General features: G+C 68.0%; 20 protein-coding genes. 12 read left to right on the forward strand and 8 right to left on the reverse strand.

Features of this window, described 5'->3' with window-relative positions:
• Nucleotides 1-18: 18 nt before the first annotated feature.
• Together G8346_RS02750 and G8346_RS02755 are read left to right on the forward strand one after the other, a co-directional pair.
• Nucleotides 19-489, forward strand: a complete 471-nt coding sequence (locus G8346_RS02750; protein ID WP_166047976.1) for an aminoacyl-tRNA deacylase — start codon at nucleotides 19-21, stop codon at nucleotides 487-489.
• Nucleotides 490-532: 43 nt separating this feature from the next.
• Nucleotides 533-2,371, forward strand: a complete 1,839-nt coding sequence (locus tag G8346_RS02755) for an SLC13 family permease (protein WP_206202545.1) — start codon at nucleotides 533-535, stop codon at nucleotides 2,369-2,371.
• On the opposite strand, the gene G8346_RS02760 is transcribed toward G8346_RS02755, so the two are convergent.
• Together G8346_RS02760 and G8346_RS02765 are read right to left on the reverse strand one after the other, a co-directional pair.
• On the reverse strand, nucleotides 2,368-3,051 hold the full coding sequence (locus tag G8346_RS02760; RefSeq protein ID WP_166047978.1) for an exonuclease domain-containing protein: 684 nt from the start codon (nucleotides 3,049-3,051) through the stop codon (nucleotides 2,368-2,370). The two genes, G8346_RS02755 and G8346_RS02760, sit on opposite strands and share 4 nt — an antisense overlap.
• On the reverse strand, nucleotides 3,048-4,904 hold the full coding sequence (locus G8346_RS02765) for a DUF294 nucleotidyltransferase-like domain-containing protein (protein ID WP_166047979.1): 1,857 nt from the start codon (nucleotides 4,902-4,904) through the stop codon (nucleotides 3,048-3,050). Before G8346_RS02765 ends, G8346_RS02760 begins: the two co-directional genes overlap by 4 nt.
• A gap of 90 nt (nucleotides 4,905-4,994) precedes the next feature.
• On the opposite strand from G8346_RS02765, the gene G8346_RS02770 reads away from it, so the two are divergent.
• The gene (locus G8346_RS02770; RefSeq protein WP_240901244.1) at nucleotides 4,995-5,726 is read left to right on the forward strand and encodes an esterase; all 732 of its coding nucleotides are present in this window, start codon (nucleotides 4,995-4,997) and stop codon (nucleotides 5,724-5,726) included.
• 24 nt (nucleotides 5,727-5,750) lie between these two features.
• On the opposite strand, the gene G8346_RS02775 is transcribed toward G8346_RS02770, so the two are convergent.
• From G8346_RS02775 to G8346_RS02785, 3 genes are all read right to left on the reverse strand, one after another.
• The gene (locus G8346_RS02775; RefSeq protein WP_166047981.1) at nucleotides 5,751-6,107 is read right to left on the reverse strand and encodes a YggT family protein; all 357 of its coding nucleotides are present in this window, start codon (nucleotides 6,105-6,107) and stop codon (nucleotides 5,751-5,753) included.
• Nucleotides 6,108-6,206: 99 nt separating this feature from the next.
• The gene (locus G8346_RS02780; RefSeq protein WP_166047983.1) at nucleotides 6,207-8,045 is read right to left on the reverse strand and encodes a sodium:solute symporter family protein; all 1,839 of its coding nucleotides are present in this window, start codon (nucleotides 8,043-8,045) and stop codon (nucleotides 6,207-6,209) included.
• 17 nt (nucleotides 8,046-8,062) lie between these two features.
• Entirely contained in the window at nucleotides 8,063-8,326 is a 264-nt protein-coding gene (locus G8346_RS02785) for a DUF4212 domain-containing protein (protein ID WP_370520522.1), read from the reverse strand.
• A gap of 256 nt (nucleotides 8,327-8,582) precedes the next feature.
• Between G8346_RS02785 and G8346_RS02790 the strand changes: the two genes are divergently transcribed.
• Nucleotides 8,583-12,539 (forward strand): NahK/ErcS family hybrid sensor histidine kinase/response regulator, encoded by a 3,957-nt coding sequence (locus tag G8346_RS02790; RefSeq protein ID WP_166047985.1) that lies wholly within the window; start codon nucleotides 8,583-8,585, stop codon nucleotides 12,537-12,539.
• Nucleotides 12,540-12,989: 450 nt separating this feature from the next.
• On the opposite strand, the gene G8346_RS02795 is transcribed toward G8346_RS02790, so the two are convergent.
• Together G8346_RS02795 and acs are read right to left on the reverse strand one after the other, a co-directional pair.
• Nucleotides 12,990-13,649, reverse strand: a complete 660-nt coding sequence (locus G8346_RS02795) for a response regulator transcription factor (protein WP_166047986.1) — start codon at nucleotides 13,647-13,649, stop codon at nucleotides 12,990-12,992.
• Between the two features lie 36 nt (nucleotides 13,650-13,685).
• Nucleotides 13,686-15,635, reverse strand: coding sequence for an acetate--CoA ligase (acs, locus tag G8346_RS02800; RefSeq protein WP_166047988.1), 1,950 nt, complete (start codon nucleotides 15,633-15,635; stop codon nucleotides 13,686-13,688).
• 380 nt (nucleotides 15,636-16,015) lie between these two features.
• Here acs and G8346_RS02805 point away from each other — a divergent pair, with 380 nt between their 5' ends.
• The 6 genes from G8346_RS02805 (at nucleotide 16,016) to G8346_RS02830 (ending at nucleotide 22,090) form a co-directional block, all read left to right on the forward strand.
• Nucleotides 16,016-17,107: a porin gene (locus G8346_RS02805; protein ID WP_166047990.1), complete on the forward strand. Its 1,092-nt coding sequence runs from the start codon at nucleotides 16,016-16,018 to the stop codon at nucleotides 17,105-17,107.
• 132 nt (nucleotides 17,108-17,239) lie between these two features.
• On the forward strand, nucleotides 17,240-17,983 hold the full coding sequence (gene phbB / locus G8346_RS02810) for an acetoacetyl-CoA reductase (protein ID WP_166047992.1): 744 nt from the start codon (nucleotides 17,240-17,242) through the stop codon (nucleotides 17,981-17,983).
• 45 nt (nucleotides 17,984-18,028) lie between these two features.
• Entirely contained in the window at nucleotides 18,029-18,517 is a 489-nt protein-coding gene (gene phaR, locus G8346_RS02815; RefSeq protein WP_166047993.1) for a polyhydroxyalkanoate synthesis repressor PhaR, read from the forward strand.
• 141 nt (nucleotides 18,518-18,658) lie between these two features.
• Nucleotides 18,659-19,027 carry a phasin family protein gene (locus tag G8346_RS02820; RefSeq protein WP_166047995.1) on the forward strand — a complete coding sequence of 123 codons (369 nt, stop codon included), beginning with the start codon at nucleotides 18,659-18,661 and terminating at the stop codon, nucleotides 19,025-19,027.
• A 128-nt stretch (nucleotides 19,028-19,155) separates the two neighbouring features.
• Nucleotides 19,156-20,349, forward strand: a complete 1,194-nt coding sequence (locus tag G8346_RS02825) for an acetyl-CoA C-acyltransferase family protein (RefSeq protein ID WP_166047997.1) — start codon at nucleotides 19,156-19,158, stop codon at nucleotides 20,347-20,349.
• A 10-nt stretch (nucleotides 20,350-20,359) separates the two neighbouring features.
• Entirely contained in the window at nucleotides 20,360-22,090 is a 1,731-nt protein-coding gene (locus G8346_RS02830) for an alpha/beta hydrolase (protein ID WP_166047999.1), read from the forward strand.
• 42 nt (nucleotides 22,091-22,132) lie between these two features.
• Here G8346_RS02830 and phbB (G8346_RS02835) read toward each other — a convergent pair whose 3' ends face one another.
• Nucleotides 22,133-22,858 carry an acetoacetyl-CoA reductase gene (gene phbB, locus G8346_RS02835; protein WP_166048001.1) on the reverse strand — a complete coding sequence of 242 codons (726 nt, stop codon included), beginning with the start codon at nucleotides 22,856-22,858 and terminating at the stop codon, nucleotides 22,133-22,135.
• 145 nt (nucleotides 22,859-23,003) lie between these two features.
• On the opposite strand from phbB (G8346_RS02835), the gene G8346_RS02840 reads away from it, so the two are divergent.
• Both G8346_RS02840 and G8346_RS02845 read left to right on the forward strand, forming a co-directional pair.
• The gene (locus tag G8346_RS02840) at nucleotides 23,004-24,050 is read left to right on the forward strand and encodes an agmatine/peptidylarginine deiminase (protein ID WP_166048003.1); all 1,047 of its coding nucleotides are present in this window, start codon (nucleotides 23,004-23,006) and stop codon (nucleotides 24,048-24,050) included.
• Nucleotides 24,051-24,127: 77 nt separating this feature from the next.
• Entirely contained in the window at nucleotides 24,128-25,108 is a 981-nt protein-coding gene (locus G8346_RS02845) for a deoxyhypusine synthase family protein (RefSeq protein ID WP_166048005.1), read from the forward strand.
• The last annotated feature ends 159 nt before the right edge of the window (nucleotides 25,109-25,267 follow it).

Below are 25,267 nucleotides of genomic sequence, written 5' to 3' on the forward strand. Positions count from 1 at the left end.
ATCCGACGGAGCATCGAGATGAGCCTTGCCAAGACCGTCAACTACGCGCTCGCCCTGACCCGGGTGGATTTCCAGATCCTCCGTCATCACCACAGTGACACGGCGCTGGCGGCCGCGCGCACGGCCCACGTCGATCCGAGCACCCTGGCCAAGGCCGTGGTGCTGAAGGACGGCATCGGCCCGCTGCTGGCCGTGGTCCCGGCGAGCGAGCGCCTGGACCTGGAGCGGCTGCGCGCCGCCCTGCGCCGCCCCGGCCTGGATTTCATTCCCGAGGAGCAGCTCGACCAGCTGTTCTACGACTGCGACAAGGGCGCCATTCCGCCGCTCGGGCCGGACTACCGCGTCCCGACCGTGGTCGACCTGCGCCTGCGCGACTCCGACCAGGTCTATTTCGAGGCCGGCGACCACGAGGACCTGGTGCACGTGGACCAGACCAGCTTCCGCACGCTGATGCGGGGCGCCGAATACCTCGACATCGTCGTCCACTGACGGGGACCGTCCCCATCAATCCCCCGCGCCGGCCGCGCCGACCGTGACTCCAGCCCCGCCGGACCTGCACGGCCTCGCCGTCATGCTGCTGGCGGTGGTCGCGCTGTTCCTGTTCAGCCGCGATCGCATCCCCATGGAGAACTCGGCTCTGGTGGTGCTGGCGCTGCTGGTGGTCGGGTTCGAGGTGTTCCCCTACGTCTCGCCGTCGGGCCAGTCCATCGGCACCCGTGACTTCCTCGCCGGCTTCGGCAACAGCGCACTCATCACCATCATGGCGCTCCTCATGTGCACGCGCGGGCTGGAGGTGACCGGCGCCCTGCAGCCCGTGGCCGACCGGCTGGCGCGGCTGTGGCTGAAGAGTCCGACCTTCGCCTTGCTGGTGGCGCTGCTGCTGGCGGCGACGCTGAGCATGTTCCTCAACAACACCCCGGTGGTGGCCATGCTGCTGCCGATCCTGATCAGCGTCGGCCTGCGCACCGGGACGCCCGCTTCTTCAATGCTCATGCCTGTGGGCTACGCCACCATCGTCGGCGGCGTCTGCACCACCATCGGCACCTCCACCAACCTGCTGGTGGTGCAGGTCTCCGCCGAGATGGGCCTGGCGCCGATGGGCATGTTCCATTTCACGCCCATCGCGGTGGTCGCAGCCGGACTCGCCATCCTGTACCTCTGGCTGGTGGCGCCGCGCCTGATCCCCGCGCGCACCGCGCCCATGCCCGACACCTCGCCGCGCGTGTTCGAGGCGGTGCTGCACGTCGGCGAGCAGAGCGCCGTCATCGGCGCCACCATCTCCGAGCTCATCGCGCGTACCGAGGGCGCCATGAAGCTCAGCGCCATCGAGCGCGGGCCGGGCCTGTTCGTCGCCAGGCTGCCCTCGGTGACCATCCGCGCCGGGGACCGCCTGCATGTGCGCGACACGCCGGACCGGCTCAAGCGCTTCGAGAAACAGCTCGACGTGGCGCTGTACGACGCGCTCGATCCGGGCCACGCCCTGGCCGCCGGCGAGGCGCCGAAGGCCGGCGACCAGCGCATGGCCGAGATCGTGGTGACCCGCGGCTCGCCGCTGCACCGGCGCACGCTCAAGACCGTGCCGTTCTTCACCCACCACGGCCTGCTGCCGGTGGCGGTGCATCGGCCACGCTCGCCCGGCGCCGAGGTCACGGACATCGGCGAAGTGTTCCTCCGCGCCGGCGACATCGTCCTCGTCCAGGGGTCCGCGGCTGCCCTGGACGTGATCAAGCGCCTCGGCAACGTGCTGGTGGTGGACGGCTCCATGGACCTGCCGCACACCAGCAAGGCTCCGTTGGCGGGCGCCATCATGGTGAGCGTCGTGTTGCTGGCGGCGACCGGCGCGCTCTCCATCACCGTGGCGGCGCTGCTCGGCGTGCTCGCCATGGTCACCAGCAACTGCCTCAACTGGCGTGCGGCGCTCGGCGCGCTCGACCGGCGCCTCATCATCGTCATCGTCACCAGCCTGGCTCTCGGCCGCGCGCTGACGGTGACGGGTGGCATGGACTACGTCGCGGGCCTGTACGTGATGGTCGCCGAGCCCTGGCCGACCTTTGTGGCTCTGGCCGGTTTGCTGCTGGTCATCGCGCTGCTGACCGAGTTCGTGACCAACAACGCCGCGGCGGTGCTGGGCACGCCGGTGGCGATGTTCGTGGCGCAACGGCTCGGCGTGCCGCCGGAGCCCTTCGTGCTCGCGGTGCTGTTCGGCGCCAACATGAGTTACCTGACGCCGATCGGCTACCAGACCAACCTGATGGTGCTGTCGGCCGGCGGCTACCGTTTCACCGACTTCTTCCGCGTCGGCCTGCCCCTGCAGCAGATCATGTGGTGGTCGCTGTCGATCCTGCTCGCCTGGCGCTACGGCCTGTTCTAGAGCAGTTCCTTCAGCCGCGTGCCACGCGCGCCGCCCAGTTCGTCCAGCTGCGCCAGCAACAGCTCGGCGCAGGCGATGGCGTCCGCGCCGGCCGAGTGACGCTGGTGCTCGGGCAGCTGGCGGCGTTCGCGGCAGGCATCCAGCGTCAGGTCGCCGTGCAGCTCCCGCACGCTGCCGCCCTTGCCCTCGAGCAGCCGGCGCTCCAGCGTCATGGTGTCGATGAAGGGATTCGGCAGGGGGACCCCGCCGAGCCGGCGCAGCACGGCGTTCAGAAAGCCGCGCTCGATGCTCGCCGCATGCGCCACCACGGCCCGTCCGGCGAGTTCCGGCAACAGGTGCGCCAGCATCCCGTCCACGCTGTCGGCATCGTCCAGGTCGCTGTCCGTGATGCCGTGGATGATCGCGCTCTGGCCGACGCCGTCCGCGGCCTCGTTGCGGACGCGGATTTCGCGCGCGCTCGCCATGACGATGCGATCGCCACGCAACAGCACCCAGCCGACGGCGATGATGTGATCGCGCGCGGGATCGAGGCCGGTAGTCTCGAAGTCCATGGCAACGAGCTCGACTTCCGCCACGCGCTGGCGCCCGGCCGGGGGCGCGTGCTCCAGCAGGCACGCCTGCGGCGCGTAGCTGCACTTGCGCTTCGCCAGGGCCAGCCGCAGCCGCTGCCAGGGGGTCATCCGGGGAAGTCCAGCGCCAGTCCTTTTTGCGCCTCGCGGATGACCAGGAAAGCATCCTTCAGCGCAGCGCGCTCCGCGTGGCTGATGGAGCGCACGCGCAGGTGGTTGTGCGGTTCCTCGCCCTTGCGCAGCTGTTCGGCGTGGATGCGCACGCGCAAGCCCGACAGCAGGCGATGCGCGCCCGCGAGGCGGTCGCCGTCGCGCTGGCTCATCTTGCCGGCGGCGACCAGCTGGGCGAGGCGGTCCTGGGTGCCGGGGACGGTGACGCCGCCCTGCAGCGCCAGCATGCGCACCATGTCGGTCAGGGGCAGCAGGCCGGCGGCCTTGATCTCCAGCGTCTCCTTGTGTTCACCCTTGCTTTCGAGCACGAAGCGCCGGAAGAAGCCGAGCGGCACGTCGTAGCCGGCGGCCTGGCGCGCCAGCGCGGCGAGGAACACGGCCTTGCCGGAGCCCGAGGCGCACTCGGCCAGTGCCCTGCGCACGCGCTGCACCAGCGCTTCGTCGCCGTAAATGCCACGCAGGTCGAAGAAGATGCTCACCTGCAGCACGGCGCCCGGATCCGGCAGGCGCGCCCACTCCGCGAAATGTTTCAGCCAGCCGGACAGCGGCTGGCGCCATTTCGGGTTGCTCGCCATGATGTCGCCGGGGCAATAGGGATAGCCGCAGGCGTCGAGGCCGTCACAGACGAACTGCGCCAGCCGGCGAAAATACTCGGCGGCTTCAGGCGGCGCGTCGTCGGCGTAGACGATGCCGTTGTCCTGGTCCGTCTTCAGGCTCTGTTCCTCGCGCGCCTGGGAGCCGAAGGCGAGCCAGGCGAACGGCACCGGCGCCGGGCCGAACTCTTTCTGCGCCAGGCCGATGAGGGTGCGCGTCACCGTGTCGGTGATCATGGTCAGGACCCGCGGGACCTCTTCCGGGCGGATGCCCGAGGACAGCATCAGCTCGAACAGCTTGGGCACGCGGCGGCAGGTTTCCACCAGGCCCTCGACCGATTCCTGTTTCTGCAGCTGCGCGGCGAGGTAGAGCGGGTGATGGGTCTGCAGGCTCATGAGGTCGCGCGTGGTGACCATGCCCACCACGCGGCCGTCACGCGCCAGCGGCAGGTGGTGGATACCGCGCCCCGCCATGGCGAGGATGCCGGCCAGCACCGGCGTCGAGTCGTCCAGCGTCAACGGGTCGGCGGTCATGATGCTGGTGACCGGTTCCGCGGGGTCGCGTCCCTGGGCCAGCACGCGGTTGCGCAGGTCACGATCCGTGATGATGCCCGTGACGCGGTCGTCCTCGTGGATCAGCAGCGATGAAATGCCGTGCTCCGACATGCGCTTCGCCGCGGCCGCGATGGTGGTGTCCGGCGACACCATGACCGGCTCGCGTGCCACCAGCTCGCCCATGGGGGTCATGAAAAGGGTCTGGGTGCGGCTGCGCCCGGTGCCGGACTGGAGCGCCGACATCAGCCGGTCTTCCAGGCTGCGGATGTAGAAGGTGTCGAAAGCCTGCGAGGCGCCGCGCAACTCGTCGAATGCCTTCCGCGGCATCATCCACAGCAGGCCGTCCTCGATCAGGGTGACGCGGAAGCGCACCGGCTTGCCCGTGAGCAGCGACTGCAGGCCGAAGCTCTCGCCTTCCCCGAAGCGCCCGACCAGGTTGTCGTCCTTGTCGTGCGCTTCCACGGCGCCGCGCCGGATCAGGTACAGCTGGTCGTTGCTGGCGCCGATCTCCAGCAACTCGGTGCCCTTGCGACGGTAAACGGCCTCGAAGGCCCCCGCGGCGCGGCGCAGCAATTGCGCCTCCAGCAGGTCGAAGGGCGGGGTCTGCTGCAGGAAGCTTTCGACGTCGGCCAGCGGATTGCTCATGCACGCAATCATAGCGCCAAATGAATCCGCCGCGCCGCCGCGTGCAACCGTATAATGCGCCTTCAGTCCCAGGGGTCCAGCCGCAGCATCATGACCGGTTCCCGCAAGCCAGGCGGCCAGCGCATCGTGCCGCGCCATGTACCGGCGGAGCGCGAGCGCTTTGCCTGGAGCGACTTGCGGCCCGACCGGCTGTGGGACACCGTCAAGTCCTACATCGGCGCCGCCGGGCGCAGCCGCGGCGAACCGATCCGGGAGCGCGCGGCGCTGGAACGCTTCATCGACACCCGCGCCAGCCACGTCGCGCAGACCTCGCTGTACGGCTACCTGCGCACCCGCGCGGGGATGCGTTACCCCGAGCTGTTCGAGGACGACCCGTTCGTCGCCGGCATCAACATCGCGAAGTGGCAGCTGTGGCTCGCCTGCGTGTCCGACCTGGCGGTGTTCGCCGGCAGCCGGCTGGCGCAGCACGCGCCGCGCGAGACCGGCCGCGTGCGCTTCATGATGCAGGGCATGGTAGACGATATTCTCGCGGCGGCCGGCAGTCCGGCGGAGGCGGGCGACCAGTTCGCCGCTGAAGCCGAGCGCGTGCGCCAGCGCATCGCGCGCGTCGACCTGCTGGCGGTGGGGGGTTTCGAGGCGGCTTTTTCCGAGAGCCCGACGGCCCTGGTGCGGTGGGCGCCGATCATGGACGAACTCAAGGAGCTGGACGAGGAGATCGTGCGCAACTCGGTGCGCTTCCGCTGGCAGGAAGTGCGGCGCGAACTGCTGCGCAACTTCGATCCCCAGGCGCTCACAGGCAGCCTGCCCGACGATGCGGCCTGAGCGGCCGCCACCTTCCGCTCGTAACTAGTTCAGCAGCAGCCCGACCAGGTAAGCCACCCCCTGCGCGATCTCGCTCTCGAGCGGGAACGACAGCATGCCCATGACCGAGTACCCGAGCATCCAGGGCATGAGGTAGAAGCGGAACATGAAGAAGAACCAGGCCACGTAGAGCGGCACCATCGGCGCCACCAGGAAGGCCGGCGTGATGGGCCGGAACAGCTTCAGCAGCGGGTCGGTGACGCGAATGAAGAAGCGGCTGAAGAAGAACTTGCTTTCTTCGGGCAGGAACAGGCGCATGCCGAAACGGCCGATCAGCGTCCACATGATCATGCCGAGCACGTAATCCAGCGCGACGGCCCAGAAAGGAATCTGCTCGGTCATCCGCAAGCTCCAGCCGGTTGAAGGCGCAATGTTCTCACACGAAAAAGGGCCGGGGCGAGCAGCACTCGCCCCGGCCCCGTCAGGACCAGGCGTACCCGATCAGCTCTTGGCAGAGATGATCGTGTCGCCCCGCGGGATGCGCACTTCGTCCACCATGCGCTGGATCTCCTCGTCCGGCGCGGGGGTGACCAGGCTGACCACCACCATGGAGATCAGGCTGGCCGTGGCGCCCACGATACCGAAGCGCAGGTGGTCCAGGCCGATCCAGGGGTCCATGCCGGAACGCACCGCGATCAGGTACCACCAGCCGACGCCCAGGCCGACCACCATGCCGGCGATGGCGCCTTGCCGGTTGGCCCGCTTCCACCACACGCCGAGCACCAGCGGGAAGAACAGGCCCGACATGGCGAAGCAGAAGGCCCACGCCACCGCGCCCAGGATGCCGGTCAGCTTCATGCTGGCCACGATGGCGCCGCCGGCGCCGATCACGAGCAGCAGGATGCGGGCGACCAGCAGCCGCTTCTTGGTCTCGGCCTTGGGGTCGACGATCTTGAAGTACAGGTCATGCGACAGCGCGTTCGCGATGGCCAGCAGCAGGCCGTCGGCGGTGGACATGGCGGCGGCCATGCCGCCTGCAGCCACCAGGCCCGAGATCACGTAGGGCAGGCCCGCGAACTCCGGCGTCGCCAGCACGATGATGTCGGCGCGCAGGAAGAACTCGTTGATCTGCAGGATCCCGTCTGCGTTGCCGTCCGCCACCGCGAGCATGCCGATGGCGCTCCACTTCTGCACCCACTCCAGCGCCAGCACGTCGGCGATGGGCTGGCCGATGATGGCCGTCGGCAGGTTCGGGTCGAGCAGCTGCAGCTTGCTGAACGTCGCCAGCGCGGGGGCCGTGAAGTACAGCAGGAAGATGAAGAACAGCGACCAGGCCACCGAGGTGCGCGCGGCGCGCACGGACGGCGTCGTGAAGTAGCGCATCAGGATGTGCGGCAGGGAAGCCGTGCCGATCATCATGCAGGCGGCCAGGGAGATGAACTTCCAGGCCGCCATGGCGCCTTCAGCCGGCGTGGCATGCAGGGTGGTCAACACCGAGAGGCCCGGGAAGCTCCTGCCCTCGATCGCGACCGCCGGCGCACCGACACCCACGACCTGCTCCAGCTCCATGATGCGCTCCACCGCGTAGCCGTACTGGAACTGCGGCAGTGGGCCGAAGTCCTGCGCGATAGACATCCAGAACACCGGCAGCAGGTAGGCGATGATGAGCACGATGTACTGGGCCACCTGGGTCCAGGTCACCGCGCGCATGCCGCCCAGCATCGAGCACACCAGGATGCCGGCGAGGCCGAACCACACGCCCACCTCGAAGGGGATGTTGAGCGCGCGGGCGGCGATGGTGCCGGTGGCGTTGATCTGCGCCGTCACGTAGGTGAAGGAGGCGACGAACAGCACCACCACGGCGAAGAAGCGTGTCAGCTTGCCGCCGTAGCGCGTGCCGATGAAGTCCGGCACGGTGTAGCAGCCGAACTTGCGCAGGTAGGGCGCCATCAGGGTCGCGACCAGCACGTAGCCGCCGGTCCAGCCCACGATGAAGGCCATGTAGGAATGGCCGCCCATGAACACGCCGCCGGCCAGCGCCACGAAGGACGCGCCGGACATCCAGTCCGCCGCCGTGGCCATGCCGTTGAACACCGGCGGTACCGAGCGTCCGGCCACGTAGTAGGCCTCGACCTGCATGGTGCGCGACAGCACGCCGATGAAGGCGTAGATGGCGATGGTGAAGGCGATGAACAGGATGCCGATGACGTCGGCGCTGAGGCCGAACTGCTCGAGGACCGCCATCAAGGCGAAGAAGGCGAGGAAACCGCCCGTGTAGATGCCGTAGATCTTGGGGAGGTTGTCGGTGAAACTCTTCCCCTCGAATGAGATTCTAGCCATGGTTCAGATCCTCTCCCTTAGTCTTCGGCGACGCCGTAGCGGGTGTCGATCTTGTCCTGCTGTTTCATGAACAGGAAAAGCTGGACGACGAACGCGATCAGCGACCCCTGCGCGGCCATGTAATAGCCGAGCGGGAAGTGGAAGAAGCTGATGTTGTTGAGCGGCACGGCGAAGGCGTGCACCACGAACCCGAAAAAGAACCACACGATAAGGTGGCCGATCATCAGGTTACGGGTGGCGCGCCAGTGTGCTACGCGATCTTCGGGACTGAGTTGAGTCACTGCGTTTCCTCCCCCTTCTTTATTGGGAATTGGCCCCTCGGACCTTGTCTAGAAGGCACGAGCCCGGAGCCGGGGCTCCGGCGTCGGGTGTGGTGAAACTAGCAGCGGCCCCGCGGGATGTCCTTGCGACCTTAGTCGCAGTCGCTGATGCTGCGTCGCGGCATCCGCTTCCGCACCCGCCGCCTTCCCGGTAGCATCGACTCACCGCGCCGGCCCGCCACCAGAGCACAATGCCGGCCGGATGGGGAGAAGTTACATGCTGGAGACCTGGGTTCCCCCGGTCGTTGCCCTGGCTTACGCCGTGCTGCTGTTCCTGGTCGCCTGGAGCGGCGACCGGCTGCACCGGCGCGGCGTCTACGTGCCGACGCCTGTGGTCTACAGCCTGGCGCTCGGCGTGTACTGCACGTCCTGGACTTTTTTCGGCGCCGTCGGGCGCGCGGCCTCCCAGGGCTGGGACTACCTCGCCATCTACCTGGGGCCGATCATCGTGTTCCTGATGATGACGCGGCTCCCCGCCCGCATCGTCAAGGTCAGCAAGCAGCAGAGCATCACCTCGGTGGCGGACTTCATCGCCACCCGCTACGGCAAGGTGCAGGGCATCGCCGCGCTGGCCTCGATCATGGCCCTGGTCACGGTGCTGCCCTACATCGCCTTGCAGCTCAAGGCCATCGCCGGCAGCTACAGCCTGATCATGGGCGGCGAGGGCATGAGCGTGGTACCGCCCGTGAGCCGCGACACCGGCCTGGTGGCGGCGGCGCTGCTGGCCGTGTTCACCATCCTGTTCGGCACGCGCCAGGTCGATTCGACGGAGAGCCACCGCGGCATGGTGCTGGCCGTGGCCTTCGAGTCGGCGGTCAAGCTGGTGGCTTTCCTTGCCGTCGGCCTGTGGGTCCTGTTCGGGCTGTTCGACGGCCCGCGCGCGCTGATCGAGGCCTCGCAGGCGAACGAACTGGTCACCGGCCTGTACTCCACCGCCACCATCGACCACTCCTTCCTGGTGCTGACCGTGATCTCCATGCTGGCCATCCTGTGCCTGCCGCGGCAGTTCCACGTCGCGGTGGTGGAGAACACGGGTCCGCGCGACCTGCGCCTGGCGCGCTGGCTGTTCCCGATCTATCTCGCCGTGTTCACGGTCTTCGTGGTGCCGATTGCCGCGGCCGGGCTGGTCACGCAGGGCGGCGGCGCCAGCGCAGACGGGTTCCTCATCAGCCTGCCGCTGGCCGAGGGCCAGGAAGGGCTTGCCCTGCTGGCTTTCCTCGGCGGCTTCTCGGCCGCCACCGGCATGGTGATCGTGGGCACCATCGCCTGCAGCACCATGCTGTGCAACGAGGTGGTGATGCCGGCGCTGGTGAAGCTGCGCGGCGAGGAGGTGTCCAGCCGGCCCGACCTCGCGCGCCTGCTCATTCGCATCCGGCGCGTGCTGATCGTCGCCATCCTGGCGCTCGGCTGGCTGGCCTACCGCGTCATCGGCATGTACGGCGCGCTCGCTTCCATCGGGCTGCTGTCCTTCGCCCTGGCGGCGCAGTTCGGCCCGGCCATGATCGGCGGCCTGTACTGGCGCCGCGCCACGCGCGCCGGCGCCATGTCGGGGATGGCGGTCGGCTTCGCGGTGTGGACCTGGACGCTGCTGGTACCGGCCTTCGCACAGACCGGCTGGCTGCCGCTCACACTGCTGGATGCGGGCCCTTGGGGCATCAGCTGGCTGCGTCCCTACGCCATGTTCGGGGCGGACGGCTTCGACCCGGTGACCCACGGCGTGATGTGGAGCCTGGGCACCAACCTGGCCTGCTTCCTCGTGGTCTCGTACCTGGGCGTGCCGCGCATGCTGGAGCGGCGCCAGGCGGCGGCGTTTGTCGGTGACGAGACCGAACGTACCGAGGGCGGGATGCTGCCGGCGTTCACGCAGCGCATGCGTGGCGCCGCGAACGTCGGCGACCTGCGCATCCTGGCGGAGCGTTTCATCGGGCGGGAAAAGGCCGAGTCCGCCTTCGCCACGCATTTCAAGGCGCGCGGCCTGTATTACACCGAGGGCGCCCGGGCCGACGTGCAGCTGCTGGAGCTCACCGAGCGCCTGCTCTCCGGCGCCATGGGCGCCTCCGCGGCGCGCATGGTGCTGGTGTCCGCGCTGCGCGGCGTCGAACTGCAGATCGAGGATGTCGCCAGCATCGTCGGCGAGGCGTCGCAGGTGTCGCGCTTCAACCGCGACCTGCTCGAGAGCACCCTGGAGAACGTCGCCGAGGGCATCAGCGTGCTCGACGCCGACAACCGGCTGGTGGTGTGGAACCGGCGTTACGCCGAGCTGTTCCGTTATCCCGACCAGCTGCTGCGGATCGGCACGCCGGTGGAGGCGCTGATTCGCTACAACGCCGAGCTCGGCCGCTGCGGCCCCGGGGACGCAGAGGAGCACGTGGCCAAGCGGCTGGCGCACCTGCAGCGCGGCAAGCCGCACATTTACCAGCGCGTGCGCGATGACGGCCTGGTGTTGGAGATGCGCGTCAACCCGCTGCCGGGCGGCGGCTACGTCGCCAGCTTCAGCGACATCACCGCGCACAAGCGCACCGAGCGGGCGCTGCGCGAGAGCGAGCGCAACATCCGCGTCTACACCGACAACGTGCCGGTGCTGATCGCCTACGTCGACCGCAGCCTGGTCTATCGCTTCGTCAACAAGGCCTACGAGCAGGCCGTCGGGCTGCATCGCGACGCCATCTGCGGGCGGCGCGTGAACGATGTGCTGGGCCGGGAGAGCTTCCTGCAGCGCGAGGCGCACATGGAAGGCGCGCTGGCGGGTATCCGCCAGAGTTTCGAGGTGGCGACCCTGGATGAGCAGGGCCGCACGCGCTATGCCGAGGCGACCTACATTCCGGAGTTCGACACGGCCGGCGCGGTACAGGGTTTCTACGCCATGTTCCACGACATCACCGAGCGTCGCCGGGCGCAACAGGAGCTGCGCGAAGCCTACGCCACCCTGGAGCAGCGCGTGGAGGAGCGCACCCGCGAGCTCTCCGAGCTGAACCAGCGCCTGCGCAACGAGATCGAACTGCGCAACCGCATCGAGCGCGCCCTGCGCGAGGCCAAGGGCGACGCCGAGGCGGCCAACCTGTCGAAGACCCGCTTCCTGGCCGCAGCCAGCCACGACCTGCTGCAGCCGCTGAATGCGGCGCGGCTGTTCACCTCCGCGCTCGGCCAGGCAGAGCGGGACGGCAAGACACTGCATGCGGTCGAGCGCATCGACAGCTCCCTGCGGGCGGCCGAGGAACTGCTCGGGGCGCTGCTCGATATCTCCAAGCTCGACGCCGGCGCGCTCGAGCCGCAGCTGTCGCACTTCCGTGTCGATGACGTGCTGGCCACGCTCGGGGTCGAGTTCGGCGTCATCGCCCGCGAGCGCGGCATCACCTTCCGCACCGTGCCCAGCAGCGCCATGGTCCACACCGACCGCCAGTTCCTGCGCCGCATCCTGCAGAACTTCCTTTCCAACGCGTTGCGCTACACCCGCCAGGGCAAGGTGCTGCTGGGCTGCCGGCGACGTGGGGACGTGTTGTCCATCCAGGTACTGGATACCGGCCCCGGCATCGCCGCCGAGCACCTGGAAAACGACATCTTCGAGGAATTCCGTCGTTTCCAGCCGCGCGACGAGCTCGGCGCCAAGGGCATGGGACTGGGCCTGGCTATCGTGCAGCGCATGGCGCGGGCCCTCGGCCACCAGGTGCGCGTGCGCTCCGAACTCGGGCGCGGCTCGGTGTTCTCCGTGGAAGTGCCGATTTCGACGGCGCCGGCACTGGCGGCGCACAAGCCGGCTGCGCCCCTGCCGGCTGCGCGGCTGGACGAGGCGGTGGTGCTGTGCGTCGACAACGAGCAGAGCATCCTCGAGGGCATGACGCACCTGCTGGAAGGCTGGTCCTGCAGCGTGCTGACGGCGACCGATACAGCCGGCGCACTGGCAGTGCTCGAGCAGGCCGGCCGCGCGCCGGACCTGCTGCTGGCGGACTTCCACCTCGACGGCGACGACACCGGGCTGCGCAGCATCGCCGCCGTGCGTGCGCGCTGGGGCGATATCCCGAGCGTGGTGATCACCGCCGACTATGGTGAAGAAGTGCGCGAGCGGGTGCGGTCGGCCGGCTTTGCCATCATGCGCAAGCCGGTGAAGCCGGCGGCGTTGCGCGCCATCATGAGCCAGCTGCTCCTCGCGCGACGGCAGATCGCGGCGGCGAGCTGACCCGCCCACCGCAGCGCGACGGCCCCGGTGGCCCGCGGCGCCTTCCCCGGCCGCGCTCGCGCAGTGTCGTCGCCTCCCCTCGCTCAGAAATCTTTATATCGCTCGGTGAGGCGACGACACTCCGCGGCGCTGCGCCGCGGTGCTGGGGTCCATCTTGGCGCGCCGCGTCGAGGCGGGCTTGCCGCGCTCGCCATGCATCCCGCGTCGCGGTGTCGCCTCCGCTGCGGTTGCGGCGTCCGCCTGTGGACCGCGTGCGCCGGCCACCATGGCGTCGGCCCGAGGCGACCGCCCAGCCACTTCGCCCGACCTCGCGCCCGTGACCTCCACGGCATCCCAGGCGTAGCGCCGCGGGATGTCATCGCCTCACCGAGCGAGATAAAGATTTCCGAGGGAGGGGAGGCGATGACAGTCCGCGAGCGCGGACGGGGCGGGGGTCGTGGGAGAGCCGGGTCAGGCGTGCGGCCGGGTGGTCGACTCGATGCGACGGGCGGCGACGGCGGCCTGGGTACGGCTGCGCACCCCGAGCTTGCGGAAGATGGCCGTGACGTGCGCCTTCACGGTGGCCTCGGAGACCTCCAGCTCGGCGGCGATCTGCTTGTTGAGCAGCCCGTCCGCCAGCATGTCGAGGACGCGGAACTGTTGCGGCGTCAGGCTCGCCACCTTGCGCGCGAGCTCCTTGTCCTCCGAAAGTTGCGCATCGTCGAGGGCCAGCGCCGCTTCCGGCAGCCAGATCTCGCCCTCCAGCACGGCACTGATGGCTTCGGAAATCGTGTCTACCGTGGACGACTTCGGGATGAAACCGGCGGCGCCGAGGTCGACGGCACGGCGCATGACAGCGGCGTCGCTGGTGGCGGAGACCAGCACCACCGGCAGCGCCGGGTGCTGCGAGCGCAGCCAGGTGAGCACCGAGAAACCCTGTGCGCCAGGCATCTCGAGGTCCAGCAGGACCAGGTCCGGGTCTTCGCAGGACTCCACCGCCGCCTGCAGCGATTCGAAGGACTCCGCTTCGACGAAGCTGACGCCCGGCATCGTGGGTGCGAGCGCCTGTTGCAGCGCCTCCCGGAACAGCGGGTGGTCGTCCGCCACGATGATGCGCGCATTGTCGCCCATGGTTTCACCTGCCGCGGCCGTGGCCGCGGCTGCGGCCTAGCCCAGTTTTTTCCTGTTCTCGATCAGGTCGTCGACCACCGCGGGGTCCGCGAGCGTCGAGGTGTCGCCCAGGTTGCCGTACTCGTGCGCCGCGACCTTCCTGAGGATGCGGCGCATGATCTTGCCCGAGCGCGTCTTCGGCAGCCCCGGCGCAAACTGGATCACGTCCGGGGTGGCGATCGGGCCGATCTCTTCGCGCACCCAGGCGCGCAGTTCCTTGTTGAGCGCGTCGCTCGGATCCTCGCCCGCCTGCAGCGTGACGTAGCAGTACACGCCCTGGCCCTTGATGTCGTGCGGGAAGCCGACCACGGCGGCCTCGGCCACCTTGGGATGCGCCACCAGCGCGCTCTCGATCTCGGCCGTGCCCATGCGGTGGCCGGAGACGTTGAGCACGTCGTCGACGCGGCCGGTGATCCAGTAGTAGCCGTCCTCGTCGCGGCGCGCGCCGTCGCCGGTGAAGTAGGTGCCGAGGAAAGTGGAGAAATAGGTCTGCACGAAGCGCTCGTGGTCGCCGTACACGGTGCGCATCTGGCCCGGCCAGCTGTCGAGCAGCACCAGGTTGCCCTCGGTCGCGCCCTCGAGCACGTTGCCTTCGCCGTCCACGATCGCCGGCTGCACGCCGAAGAAGGGGAGGGTGGCGGAGCCGGGCTTGAGGTCCGTGGCGCCGGGCAGCGGCGTGATGAGGATGCCGCCGGTCTCGGTCTGCCACCAGGTGTCGACGATCGGGCAGCGCCCGTCGCCCACCACGCGGTGGTACCACTCCCAGGCCTCCGGGTTGATGGGCTCGCCCACCGAGCCCAGCAGCCGCAGGCTCTCGCGGCTGGTCTTTTTCACCGGTTCCTCGCCTTCGCGCATGAGCGCGCGGATGGCCGTGGGGGCGGTGTAGAAGATGTTGACCTTGTGCTTGTCGACCACCTGCCAGAAGCGCGACGTGTCGGGGTAGTTGGGCACGCCCTCGAACATCAGGGTGGTGGCGCCGTTGGCCAGCGGGCCGTAGACGATGTAGCTGTGGCCGGTGACCCAGCCCACGTCCGCGGTGCACCAGTAGATGTCGCCGTCGTGGTAGTCGAAGACGTACTCGTGCGTCATCGAGGCGTACACCATGTAGCCGCCGGTGGTGTGCAGCACGCCCTTGGGCTGGCCGGTCGAGCCGGAGGTGTAGAGGATGAACAGCGTGTCCTCGGCGCCCATTTCCGCCGGCGGGCATTCCGCCGGCTGGTCCGCCACCAGCTCCTCGTACCAGACGTCGCGGCTGTCGTTCCAGCCGACCTTGCCGCCGGTGCGCTTCACCACCACCACGTTGGCGACGGAGTCGAGCTTGTGCTGCTCCAGCGCGCGGTCGACATTGGTCTTCAGCGGCACCTTGCGCCCGCCGCGCAGGCCTTCGTCGGCGGTGATGACGAGCTTCGAGTTGCAGTCCTTGATGCGGCCGGCCAGCGACTCGGGGGAGAAGCCGCCGAAAACGATGGAATGCGGCGCGCCGATGCGGGCGCAGGCCAGCATGGCCACGGCAGCCTCGGGGATCATCGGCATGTAGATGGTGACCATGTCGCCCTTGCCGATGCCCAGCGACTTGAGGCCGTTGGCCAGGCGGCACACCTGCTCGTAGAGTTCGCGATAGCTGATGTGCTTCGAATCGGCCGGGTCGTCCCCTTCCCAGATGATCGCGGTCTGGTCGCCCCGGGTTTCGAGGTGACGGTCCAGGCAGTTGGCGCTGGCGTTCAGGGTGCCGTCGTAGAACCACTTGATGTGGAGATGGTGGCGGTCGAAGGAGACATCCTTGACCTTGGTATAAGGCCGGATCCAGTCGATGCGCTTGCCGTGCTCGGCCCAGAACTTTTCCGGGTCGGCCACGGACGCGGCGTACATCTCTTCATACTTCTTCTTGTCGCAGTGGGCCGTGTCGCCCAGGCCCTCAGGTACCGGGTAGACCTTGGATCCGGTCATTGCATGCTCCTCCTGCCCGTCCAGCGCGGCCTGCGGCCGGTCACGGGTGCTGTCGCGGTTTCAAATCAGAGTCTTGGTTCGGCCATAACTAGCGTACATTAGACCTTGGTCGCAACAAGCGCGTCGCGTCCGCGTCCTGCCACACGCCGCGCAGCACCGTGACACAGCGGTTGCAGCATCATCGCCAGGCGTCGTTTTTTTGCCACGCAACATTTCTGTAATGTTTCGGTTTTTCCTTACGCACTGCAGCAAAAAGTGGCAGAAACTTAGACTTTCAGCTAATACTACGCCCGCGCCGCATTAGTGGATGATGCGGGGCGGGGAGTTGCCTCCAGACAACAACAATTCCAGGCAAGACGATCGTCATCTAGGAGAAAACCATGCGAATGAAGAAAATTGCATCCAGTGGCTTGCTGGCCGCAGCTGCCCTGGCGCTCGTGCCGGTCACGGCCAGTGCCTGGAGCCCGAAGCTCGAAGTCAACGAGAATGCGTGGGTCCAGCTGGGCTACCTGCACCAGTTCTGGTACGAGTCGGTTGATGAGGGTACGGCCGACGGCAGCCGCAGCAGCGACTTCTTCACCCGGCGCAACCGCATCATGCTGCTGGGCCAGGCCGCGGAGAAGGTGTTCTTCTTCGTCAACTACGATGCGGCCGCGGGCGCCGCCAGCGGCGGACGCCAGGACCCGGTCCTGACCGACGCGTTCATTGATTACCGCATTTCGCCCGCCTTCAACGTCATGGTCGGCCGCCAGCTGGTGCCGTTCTCCATCGACAACCAGGCCTCTGCCGTCAGCCTCACCGCGATCGACTACCCGACGCGCGCCCTGGCCCCGCTGCCGACCAACCCCAGCGGCGCTTTCTGGCGTGACGACGGTATCCAGGTCCGCGGCCTGCTGGCCAATGACCGCATCGCCTATCGCGCCGGTTATTTCCGCGGCGCCATCGACGGCAACAACACCGGCGAAGACGGCCGCATGACCGGCATGATCATGTACAACTTCGCCTCGCCCCAGGGCGGCTGGTTCTTCAATACCAACAGCCTGGGCGCGCTGGACGTGCTCAGCGTCGGTATCGGCTACGACCAGATGGGTCGCAGCGACCAGGACGACCACAAGGCGATGAGCATTTTCGGCGTGGCCGAGAAGACCCTGGGCGCCGGTCACCTGTCGGTCACCGCCGGCTGGTTCGACTGGGAAGGCGTTGGTGCACCCGGTGGCGCGTTCTACAACGGCGGCACCACGGCGCACATCACGGCGGCCTTCCTGCCCACGGGCAGCAAGTGGCAGCCCGTGATCCGCTGGCAGCAGCAGGATCCGGACGACGGTGACAGCCTCGACACCATCGGCCTGGGCCTGGCGTATTACATCAGCGGCCATCGTGCCAACATCAAGGCCGAGTACTCGATCGACGACCAGTCCATCGCTGGCGAAGAGGTCGACGCCTTCCGCATCGGCGCGCAGGTGTTCTTCTAAGCGCATACTCGAGACGACAACCTGTCGTGATGAAGGGCGGCCTCCGGGCCGCCCTTCTTTTTTGCGTTGCACAAATCAACGCGCTATGCTCCGCTCCGACCTAAAAACTACTCGAACAGGCGGGAGACGCGCATGAGCGGAAGAACGGCGCTGGTGACCGGCGGCACGGGCTGCATCGGCAGGAAGATCTGCGAGACGCTGGCCGAGGCCGGTTACAGGGTGGCGGCCAACGGTCATCCTGCAGATGCGAACAACGCTGCGCGCTGGCAGGAAGAAGCGGCGGCGCGCGGGCTGGAGATCCACGTCGAAAACTTCGACGCGGGCGATTACGAGGCGACGCTGGCGGGCGCCCGGGCGGTGGAGGCGGCTGTCGGGCCGGTCGACGTGCTGATCAACGCCGCGGGCATCACGCGCGACGGACGGCTGGTGAACCTGGACCCCGAGGACTGGAAGGCCGTGGTGCGCACCAACCTCGACAGCGTCTACAACGCCACCAAGGCGGTCGTCGGCGGCATGATCAGCCGCAATTTCGGCCGCGTGGTGAACATCTCCTCGGTGAACGGCCAGCGCGGCCAGTTCGGCCAGGCCAACTACTCGGCGGCCAAGGCCGGCGTGCACGGCTTCACCATGGCGGTGGCGCGCGAGGTGGCGCGCAAGGGCATCACCGTGAACACGGTGTCCCCCGGCTACATCGAATCGCCGCTGATCATGCAGGTGCCCGAGACCATCCGCGAGGGCATCCGCGAATCCATCCCGGCCGGCCGTTTCGGCAAGCCGGAGGAAATCGCCCGCGCCGTGCTGTTCCTGGTCTCCGACGACGCCGCCTACATCACCGGTGCCGACCTGTCGGTGAACGGCGGCTACCACATGGATTGATGCCGGCGCTTCACTCGCGGCCGCCGGGGCTGCATGATGGTCCCCATGAAAGAACGCGTCATCCGCAAGTACGCCAACCGGCGCTTGTATGATCCTTCGGAGAGCCGTCACCTGACGCTCGACGAGGTGCGTGAGCTCATCGTCGCCGGTGAGCGCGTGCGCGTGGAGGACGCCAAGACCGGCGAGGACCTGACCCGCAGCATCCTGCTGCAGATCATCGTCGAGCGCGAGGAGGCCGGCCGCCCGCTGCTCTCCGCCGAGCTGCTGGAGCAGCTGATCCGTTTTTACGGCGGCGCCATGCAGGATTTCCTCGCCGCCTACCTGGAGCGCTCCGTCGGCGCCTTCGTCGACCAGCAGTCCCGTTTCCAGGACCATGTGCTGAAGATGATGCAGGACACCCCGCTGGCCACCATGGGGCAGCTGGCGGAGCAGAACCTGGCCGCCTGGCAGGACTTCCAGCGCGGCCTGCTCGGCGGCGGCAGGACGCAAGCGCAAAAACCAGGCTCCGGCGCCGGGCCCAAGAAGCGGAAGTAAAAAGCTTTTCAAACAGTAGGTTAAAATACCTACGCCCAGCGGCGCGGAATCTTTTTGCAATGCAAAAAACTTTCTGCTATGGTTCCTCCCGGGTCGGCGCCCTGCCGGGCGCCAGTAGCGGAACAAGCCGAGGAACACAGCATGAACTACGGATTCGAGAACTTTTTTGCCAAGACGCAGGACGCCATGGCGCCCCTGTCCGAGCTCACCGAGTTCGGCTTCGACACCTTCGAGAAGGGCCTGCAGTTCCAGGCCGAGGTCATGGGCGACGCCCTCGATTTCGCCACCGAAGAGATGAAGCTGCTCTCGAGTGCCACCAGCCCGAGCGAGTACTTCCAGGGCCAGGTCGAGCTGGCGCAGGGCTTTGCAGCCCGCGCGCAAAAGCGCGCCCAGGCGCTCGGCGCCGCGGCGACCGAGATGCAGACCACGCTGGTGAGCTGGGCCGAACAGGGCTTCAAGCAGGCGCAGTCTTCTTTCGAAGACACGCTGGCTGCAACCAAGGCAGCCTGAAGCGAGCAAGCAACGGGCGGGACGGTGGCGTCCCGCCCGTTTTTTCATGGGCTTGCAGCCCGCCTGCGCGGGTGGCAAGTTGAACGGCCGGGACAAGGCCGTAACGAACAACCAAGGCAGGCAGCACCATGAGCACTCCACAGCGTGAAGTCGTCGTCGTATCCGCCGTTCGCACCGCCATCGGCACCTATGGAGGCGCGCTCGCGGGAACGCCGCCGGCCGAACTCGCTGCGCTGTGCGTGCGGGAATCCGTCGCCCGTGCCGGGCTGGAGTCCGCCGACATCGACCACTGCGTGTTCGGCAACGTTATCCACACCGAGCCGCGGGACATGTACATGGCCCGCGTGGCGGCGGTGAATGGCGGCCTGCCGGTCGAGACGCCTTCGCTGACGGTCAACCGGCTGTGCGGCAGCGGCCTGCAGGCCATCGTATCGGCCGCCCAGCTCATCCTGCAGGGCGATGCCGGGGCCGCCGTGGCCGGCGGCGCCGAATGCATGAGCCGGGCGCAGTACTGGCTGCCGGGCATGCGCTTCGGCCAGCGCCTCGGCGACGGCCAGGTCATCGACGCCATGGTTGGGGCGCTCAGCGATCCCTTCGATTCCTGCCACATGGGCATCACTGCGGAGAACGTCGCCGAACGCTGGGGCATCAGCCGCGAGGACCAGGACGCACTCGCGCTGGAAAGCCAGCAACGCGCCGCCCGGGCCATCGACGAGGGTCGTTTCAAGGGCCAGATCGTTCCCGTGGAGGTCAAGGTCAAGCGCGAGAAGAAAGCCTTCGACACCGACGAGCACGTGCGCCGCGAGACCACCCTGGAAACGCTGGCGAAGCTGCGCCCGGCCTTCAAGGGCGACGGCAGCGTCACGGCCGGCAACGCCTCCGGCCTCAACGACGGCGCCGGCGCGGTGGTGCTGGTGGAACGCGCCGCGGCCGAGGCGCGCGGCCTCAAGCCGATGGCGCGGCTGGTCGGTTACGGCTTTGCCGGCGTGGAGCCGAAGTACATGGGCATCGGCCCGGTGCCGGCCACGCGCGCGCTGCTCGACCGCATCGGCCTGAAGGTGTCCGACATCGACGTGTTCGAGGTCAACGAGGCGTTCGCCGCACAGGCGCTGGCGGTGTGCCGCGACCTCGACCTGCCCGCCGACAAGGTGAATCCCAACGGCAGCGGCATATCGCTGGGCCACCCCATCGGCGCCACCGGCTGCATCATCACCGTCAAGGCGCTGCACGAGCTGGAACGGGTCGGCGGCCGCTACGCGCTGGTGACGATGTGTATCGGCGGCGGGCAGGGCATCGCCGCCGTGTTCGAGCGCCTGGGCTGAGGGGTCCATCATGTCCGTGTTGAAGCATTTCACGCCTGCCAACCTGCAGACCCAGTACCAGATGACCCGCGTCATGGCGGGGCTCTCCGCGGACGTCACTCGCGCCTATGCGCAGTGGATGACGGCGCTGGCGCTGCACCCGGGCTTCGTCATGAAGCACTCGGTGTCGCTCACCGGCGACTACCTCGGTATCGGCGGCGAGCTGCTGCGCCAGGCGGTCGGCAGCCCGGTCAAGCCCAACGGCCACGGCGGCGACCGCCGTTTCAGCGGCGAGAGCTGGGAGCGCCGGCCCGTGTTCAACGCCGTGCGCAAGGCCTGGCAGGCCAACACGCGGACCCTCCTGTCGCTGGCCGAGGGCACGCCCGGCCTCGACGCGGACACGGCGCGCAAGCTGCGCTTCTTCACCGGGCAGTTCCTCGATGCCGTGGCACCGAGCAACTACGCGCTCAGCAACCCCGAGGTGCTGGCCGCGGCCAGGGCCACCAGGGGCCGCAACTTCATCGACGGCCTGCGCAATTTCTGGTCCGACCTCGACCTGGAGCACGGCCGGCTGAAGATCAGCATGTCGGACATGGGGGCGTTCAAGGTCGGGCGCGACCTCGCCATCACCCCCGGCAAGGTGATCTACCAGAACGAGCTCATGCAGCTCATCCAGTACACGCCGACCACCGCCAAGGTGGCGCGCCGCCCGCTGCTGATCATCCCGCCGTGGCTGAACAAGTACTACGTGCTGGACATGCAGCCCTCGAATTCGCTGGTGCGCTGGGCGGTGGAGCAGGGACACACCGTGTTCCTGATTTCCTGGGTGAACCCGAACGGCGAGACCCGGGACAAGACCTTCGACGACTACCTGCGCGAGGGCCCGCTCGCCGCGCTCGACGTCATCAAGGACGTCACCGGCCAGAAGGAAGTCAACGCCATGGGCTATTGCCTGGGCGGCATCCTGCTGACCGTGCTGCTGGCCTGGCTGGAGAAGAAGGGCGAGAAACCCATCCGCTCGGCCACCTTCATGACCACGCTGGTGGATTACTCGGACGTCGGCGACATCAAGGTGTTCGTCAACGAGGAACTGGTGGACCGGCTCGAGGCCGCGGGGCGCGCCAAGGGTTTCATCCCGGGCGACAATGTCTCCTGGGGCTTCCGCATGCTGCGCGCGCCAGACCTCATCTGGTCGTTCATCATCAACCACTACCTGCTCGGCAAGCCGCGCGTGCCCTTCGACCTGTTGTACTGGAACGAGGACGCCACCAACATGCCGGCGGCCTGCCACACCTGGTTCATGCGCAACATGTACCTGAAGAACCTGCTGCGGGAGCCCGACGCGCTGGAAGTGGCCGGGGAACGCATCGACGTCAGCCGCATCAAGACGCCGTCCTACGTGCTCGCCACACGCGACGACCACATCGCGCCGTGGAAGACCTGCTACCAGGCGACGCAGCTGTTCTCGGGGCCGAGCCGTTTCGTGCTCGGCAACTCGGGGCACATCGCCGGCGCCATCAACCCGCCGACCAAGGTCAAGTACGGCTATCGTGCCGGCGACGAGACGCCCGCCAACCCCGACGCCTGGTTCGAGGCCACCGAGGAACATCCCGGGAGCTGGTGGGTGGACTGGGGCAAGTGGCTCAAGCAGCACACCGGCGGCCAGGTCAACGCGCGCCAGCCGGGCAAGCACAAGGACTACCCGGTGATCGAGGACGCGCCCGGCGCCTACGTCAAGCGCAGCATGGAAGAGACGCGCTAGGCGAGCAGGGCGCGGGTCCGGCCCGGCCCGGCCCGGCAAGGCTCAGTACATGTGCTGGCCGCCGTTCACCGAGACGGTGGAGCCGGTGATGAAGTCGGCCTCGTCGGCCACCAGGAACAGCACCGCGCGCACGATGTCGTCGGTCTCGCCGAGCCGGCCGACCGGGATGCGCTGGATGATCTTCTCCAGCACCGGCTCGGGGACGGCCCGCACCATCTCCGTGTTGACGTAACCGGGGGCGACGGCGTTCACCGTGACGTTGACCTTGGCGCCTTCCTGGGCGAGCGCCTTGGTGAAGCCGTGGATGCCGGACTTGGCCGCGGCGTAGTTCACCTGGCCGTACTGGCCCGCCTGGCCGTTCACCGAGCCGATGTTCACGATGCGGCCGAACTTGCGCTCCCGCATGCCGTCGATGACGTGGCGGCACATGTTGAAACAGCTGGTGAGGTTGGTGCGGATCACCTCGTCCCAGGCCTCGAAACTCATCTTGTGCAACGTGCCGTCGCGCGTGATGCCGGCGTTGTTCACCAGCACCTCGACCGGGCCGAGTTCCTGCTCGATGCGCTTCACGCCCTCGCGGCTGGCCTCGAAGTCGCCCACGTCGAAGCGCACGGTCATGATGCCGGTGCGTTCCTGGAAGGATTTCGCCCGGTCGGTGCTGCCGACATAATTGGCCGCCACCGTGTATCCGGCTTGCGCCAGCGCCTCGGAAATGGCGCCGCCGATGCCGCGCGTGCCGCCCGTGACCACCGCTACGCGTCCCGTCATGACTCTCTCCCCCGTTTTTTTTCGGCTTTGGCCGGTAAATATGGACTCCGGGCGCTCAACTTGCCACCCGTCGATGGTCTAAGATTGCGCGCCGTGATCATCCCCCGGCCCCGGCCGATCCCCGTAGCGCTTAAGGAGTCGTTCAATGACCATGACCCGCCCGGCGCCCGCTGAGCTGGGCTATGCCATGCCTGCCGAATGGGCGCCGCACCAGGCCACCTGGATTTCGTGGCCGCACAACCCCGAGACCTGGCCCGGCTGCCTGCCCGCGGCCGAGACCGCGATGGTCGCGGCGGTGAAGATGCTGGCCAGCGGCGAGACCGTACGCATCAACGTGCTCGACCCCGACCACGAGGCCCACGTGCGCGGCCTGCTGGGATCCGTGGCGGACAGCCCTGCGGTGGTGTTCCACCAGGTGCCGACCAATGACGCCTGGTGCCGGGACCACGGCGCCATCTTCGTGCGCGACGGCAAGGGCCGGCTGGCGGCGGTGGATTGCGGCTTCAACGCCTGGGGCGGCAAGTATCCGCCGTGGGACCGCGATGACGCCGTGGCGGCGCGCATGGCCGAGATCCTCGAACTGCCGCGCTTCGAGGGCGGCATGATCCTCGAGGGGGGTTCCATCGATGTGAACGGCGGCGGTGCGCTGCTGACCACCGAGCAGTGCCTGCTGAACCCCAATCGCAACCCCGGCCTGTCGCGCGCCGACATCGAGGAACGCCTGCAGCTGCTGTTCGGCGTGCGGCAGGTGCTGTGGCTGGGCGACGGCATCATCGGCGACGACACCGACGGCCACGTCGACGACATCACGCGCTTCGTGGGGCACGACCGGGTGATCACCGTGGTCGAGCCGGACCCCGCCGATCCCAACCACGCCCCGCTGGCGGATAACCTGGAGCGCCTGCGCAGCATGCGCCTGGCCGACGGCCGGCCGCTCAGGATCATCGAGCTGCCCATGCCCGAGCCGGTGGAACTGGACGGCGCGCGCCTGCCGGCGAGCTACGGCAACTTCTACATCGGCAACGAAGTGGTGTTGATGCCGGCCTTCGACCAGCCGCGCGACGAGGTCGCGGCGCGTATCCTCGCGCGTTGCCTGCCCGGGCGGCGCGTCATTCCAATCCGCGCCAACGAACTGGTGGTCGGCCTCGGCGCCTTCCATTGCCTGACGCAGCAGGTGCCGGCCGCGGGCTGAGCCCGCGGCTTGCTGCGGCGGGCCGGCTGCCCTAACCTTGCGCACCTGTTTCGCACCCCCAGGCAGGAGGGCTCCGCATGTCCGATGCGCCCGTTTCCGCTTTCATCCGCCACCACTTCCGTCACTTCAACGGCGCCACCCTGGTGGACGCCGCGGACGCCTACAGCGCCCACCTCGCTGACGGCGGCGGCATGATGGTGACCCTGGCGGGCGCCATGAGTACCGCCGAACTCGGCCTGTCGCTGGCCGAGATGATCCGCCAGGACAAGGTGCAGGCCATCACCTGCACCGGCGCCAACCTCGAGGAAGACGTGTTCAACCTGGTGGCGCACGATCACTACGTGCGCATCCCGGGCTACCGCGACCTCACGGCGCAGGACGAGGAAGAGCTGCTGGCGCGCCACCTCAACCGTGTCACCGACACCTGCATCCCCGAGGAAGAGGCGATCCGCCGCATCGAGCACGTGGTGCTGGAGCACTGGCTGGCTGCCGACGGCGCCGGCAAGCGCTACTTCCCGCACGAGTACATGTACCAGATCCTGCTCAGCGGCAAGCTCGAGCAGCACTACCAGATCGATCCGAAGAACAGCTGGCTCCTCGCCGCGGCCCAGAAGAACCTGCCGATCATCGTGCCAGGCTGGGAAGACTCGACGCTGGGCAACATCTACGCCAGCCACTGCATCACCGGCGAGATCAAGAACGTGCACACCGTGCGCAGCGGCATCGAGTACATGACCTACCTCGCGGCCTGGTACCAGGAGCAGGTCAAGGCCGGCCGCTCGATCGGCTTCTACCAGATCGGCGGCGGCATCGCCGGCGACTTCCCGATCTGCGTGGTGCCGATGCTGGAGCAGGACCTGCAGATGACCGACATCCCGCGCTGGGGCTACTTCTGCCAGATCAGCGACTCGACCACCAGCTTCGGCTCCTACTCCGGCGCGGTGCCGAACGAGAAGATCACCTGGGGTAAGCTCTCGGCCGACACGCCGAAGTTCATCATCGAGTCGGATGCGACCATTGTGGCGCCGCTGATGTTCGCCATGATCCTCGGCTGGTAACGCCGGGCCGTCCCCGCAGCACCCGACAGCACCGGGCTCCGGATGCGTTGCCCCTGACCGCGGGGCCGGCGGTCCGGGCTCGGCTCGGTAAACTGGCGGTCGGTTACGTCGCCATCCGTGTTCTTAATCCGGTCGATTCCGAGCCACGGCCGTTGCCGT

It is taken from the genome of Thioalkalivibrio sp. XN279 (assembly GCF_011089885.1).
Taxonomy (GTDB): domain Bacteria; phylum Pseudomonadota; class Gammaproteobacteria; order Steroidobacterales; family XN24; genus XN24.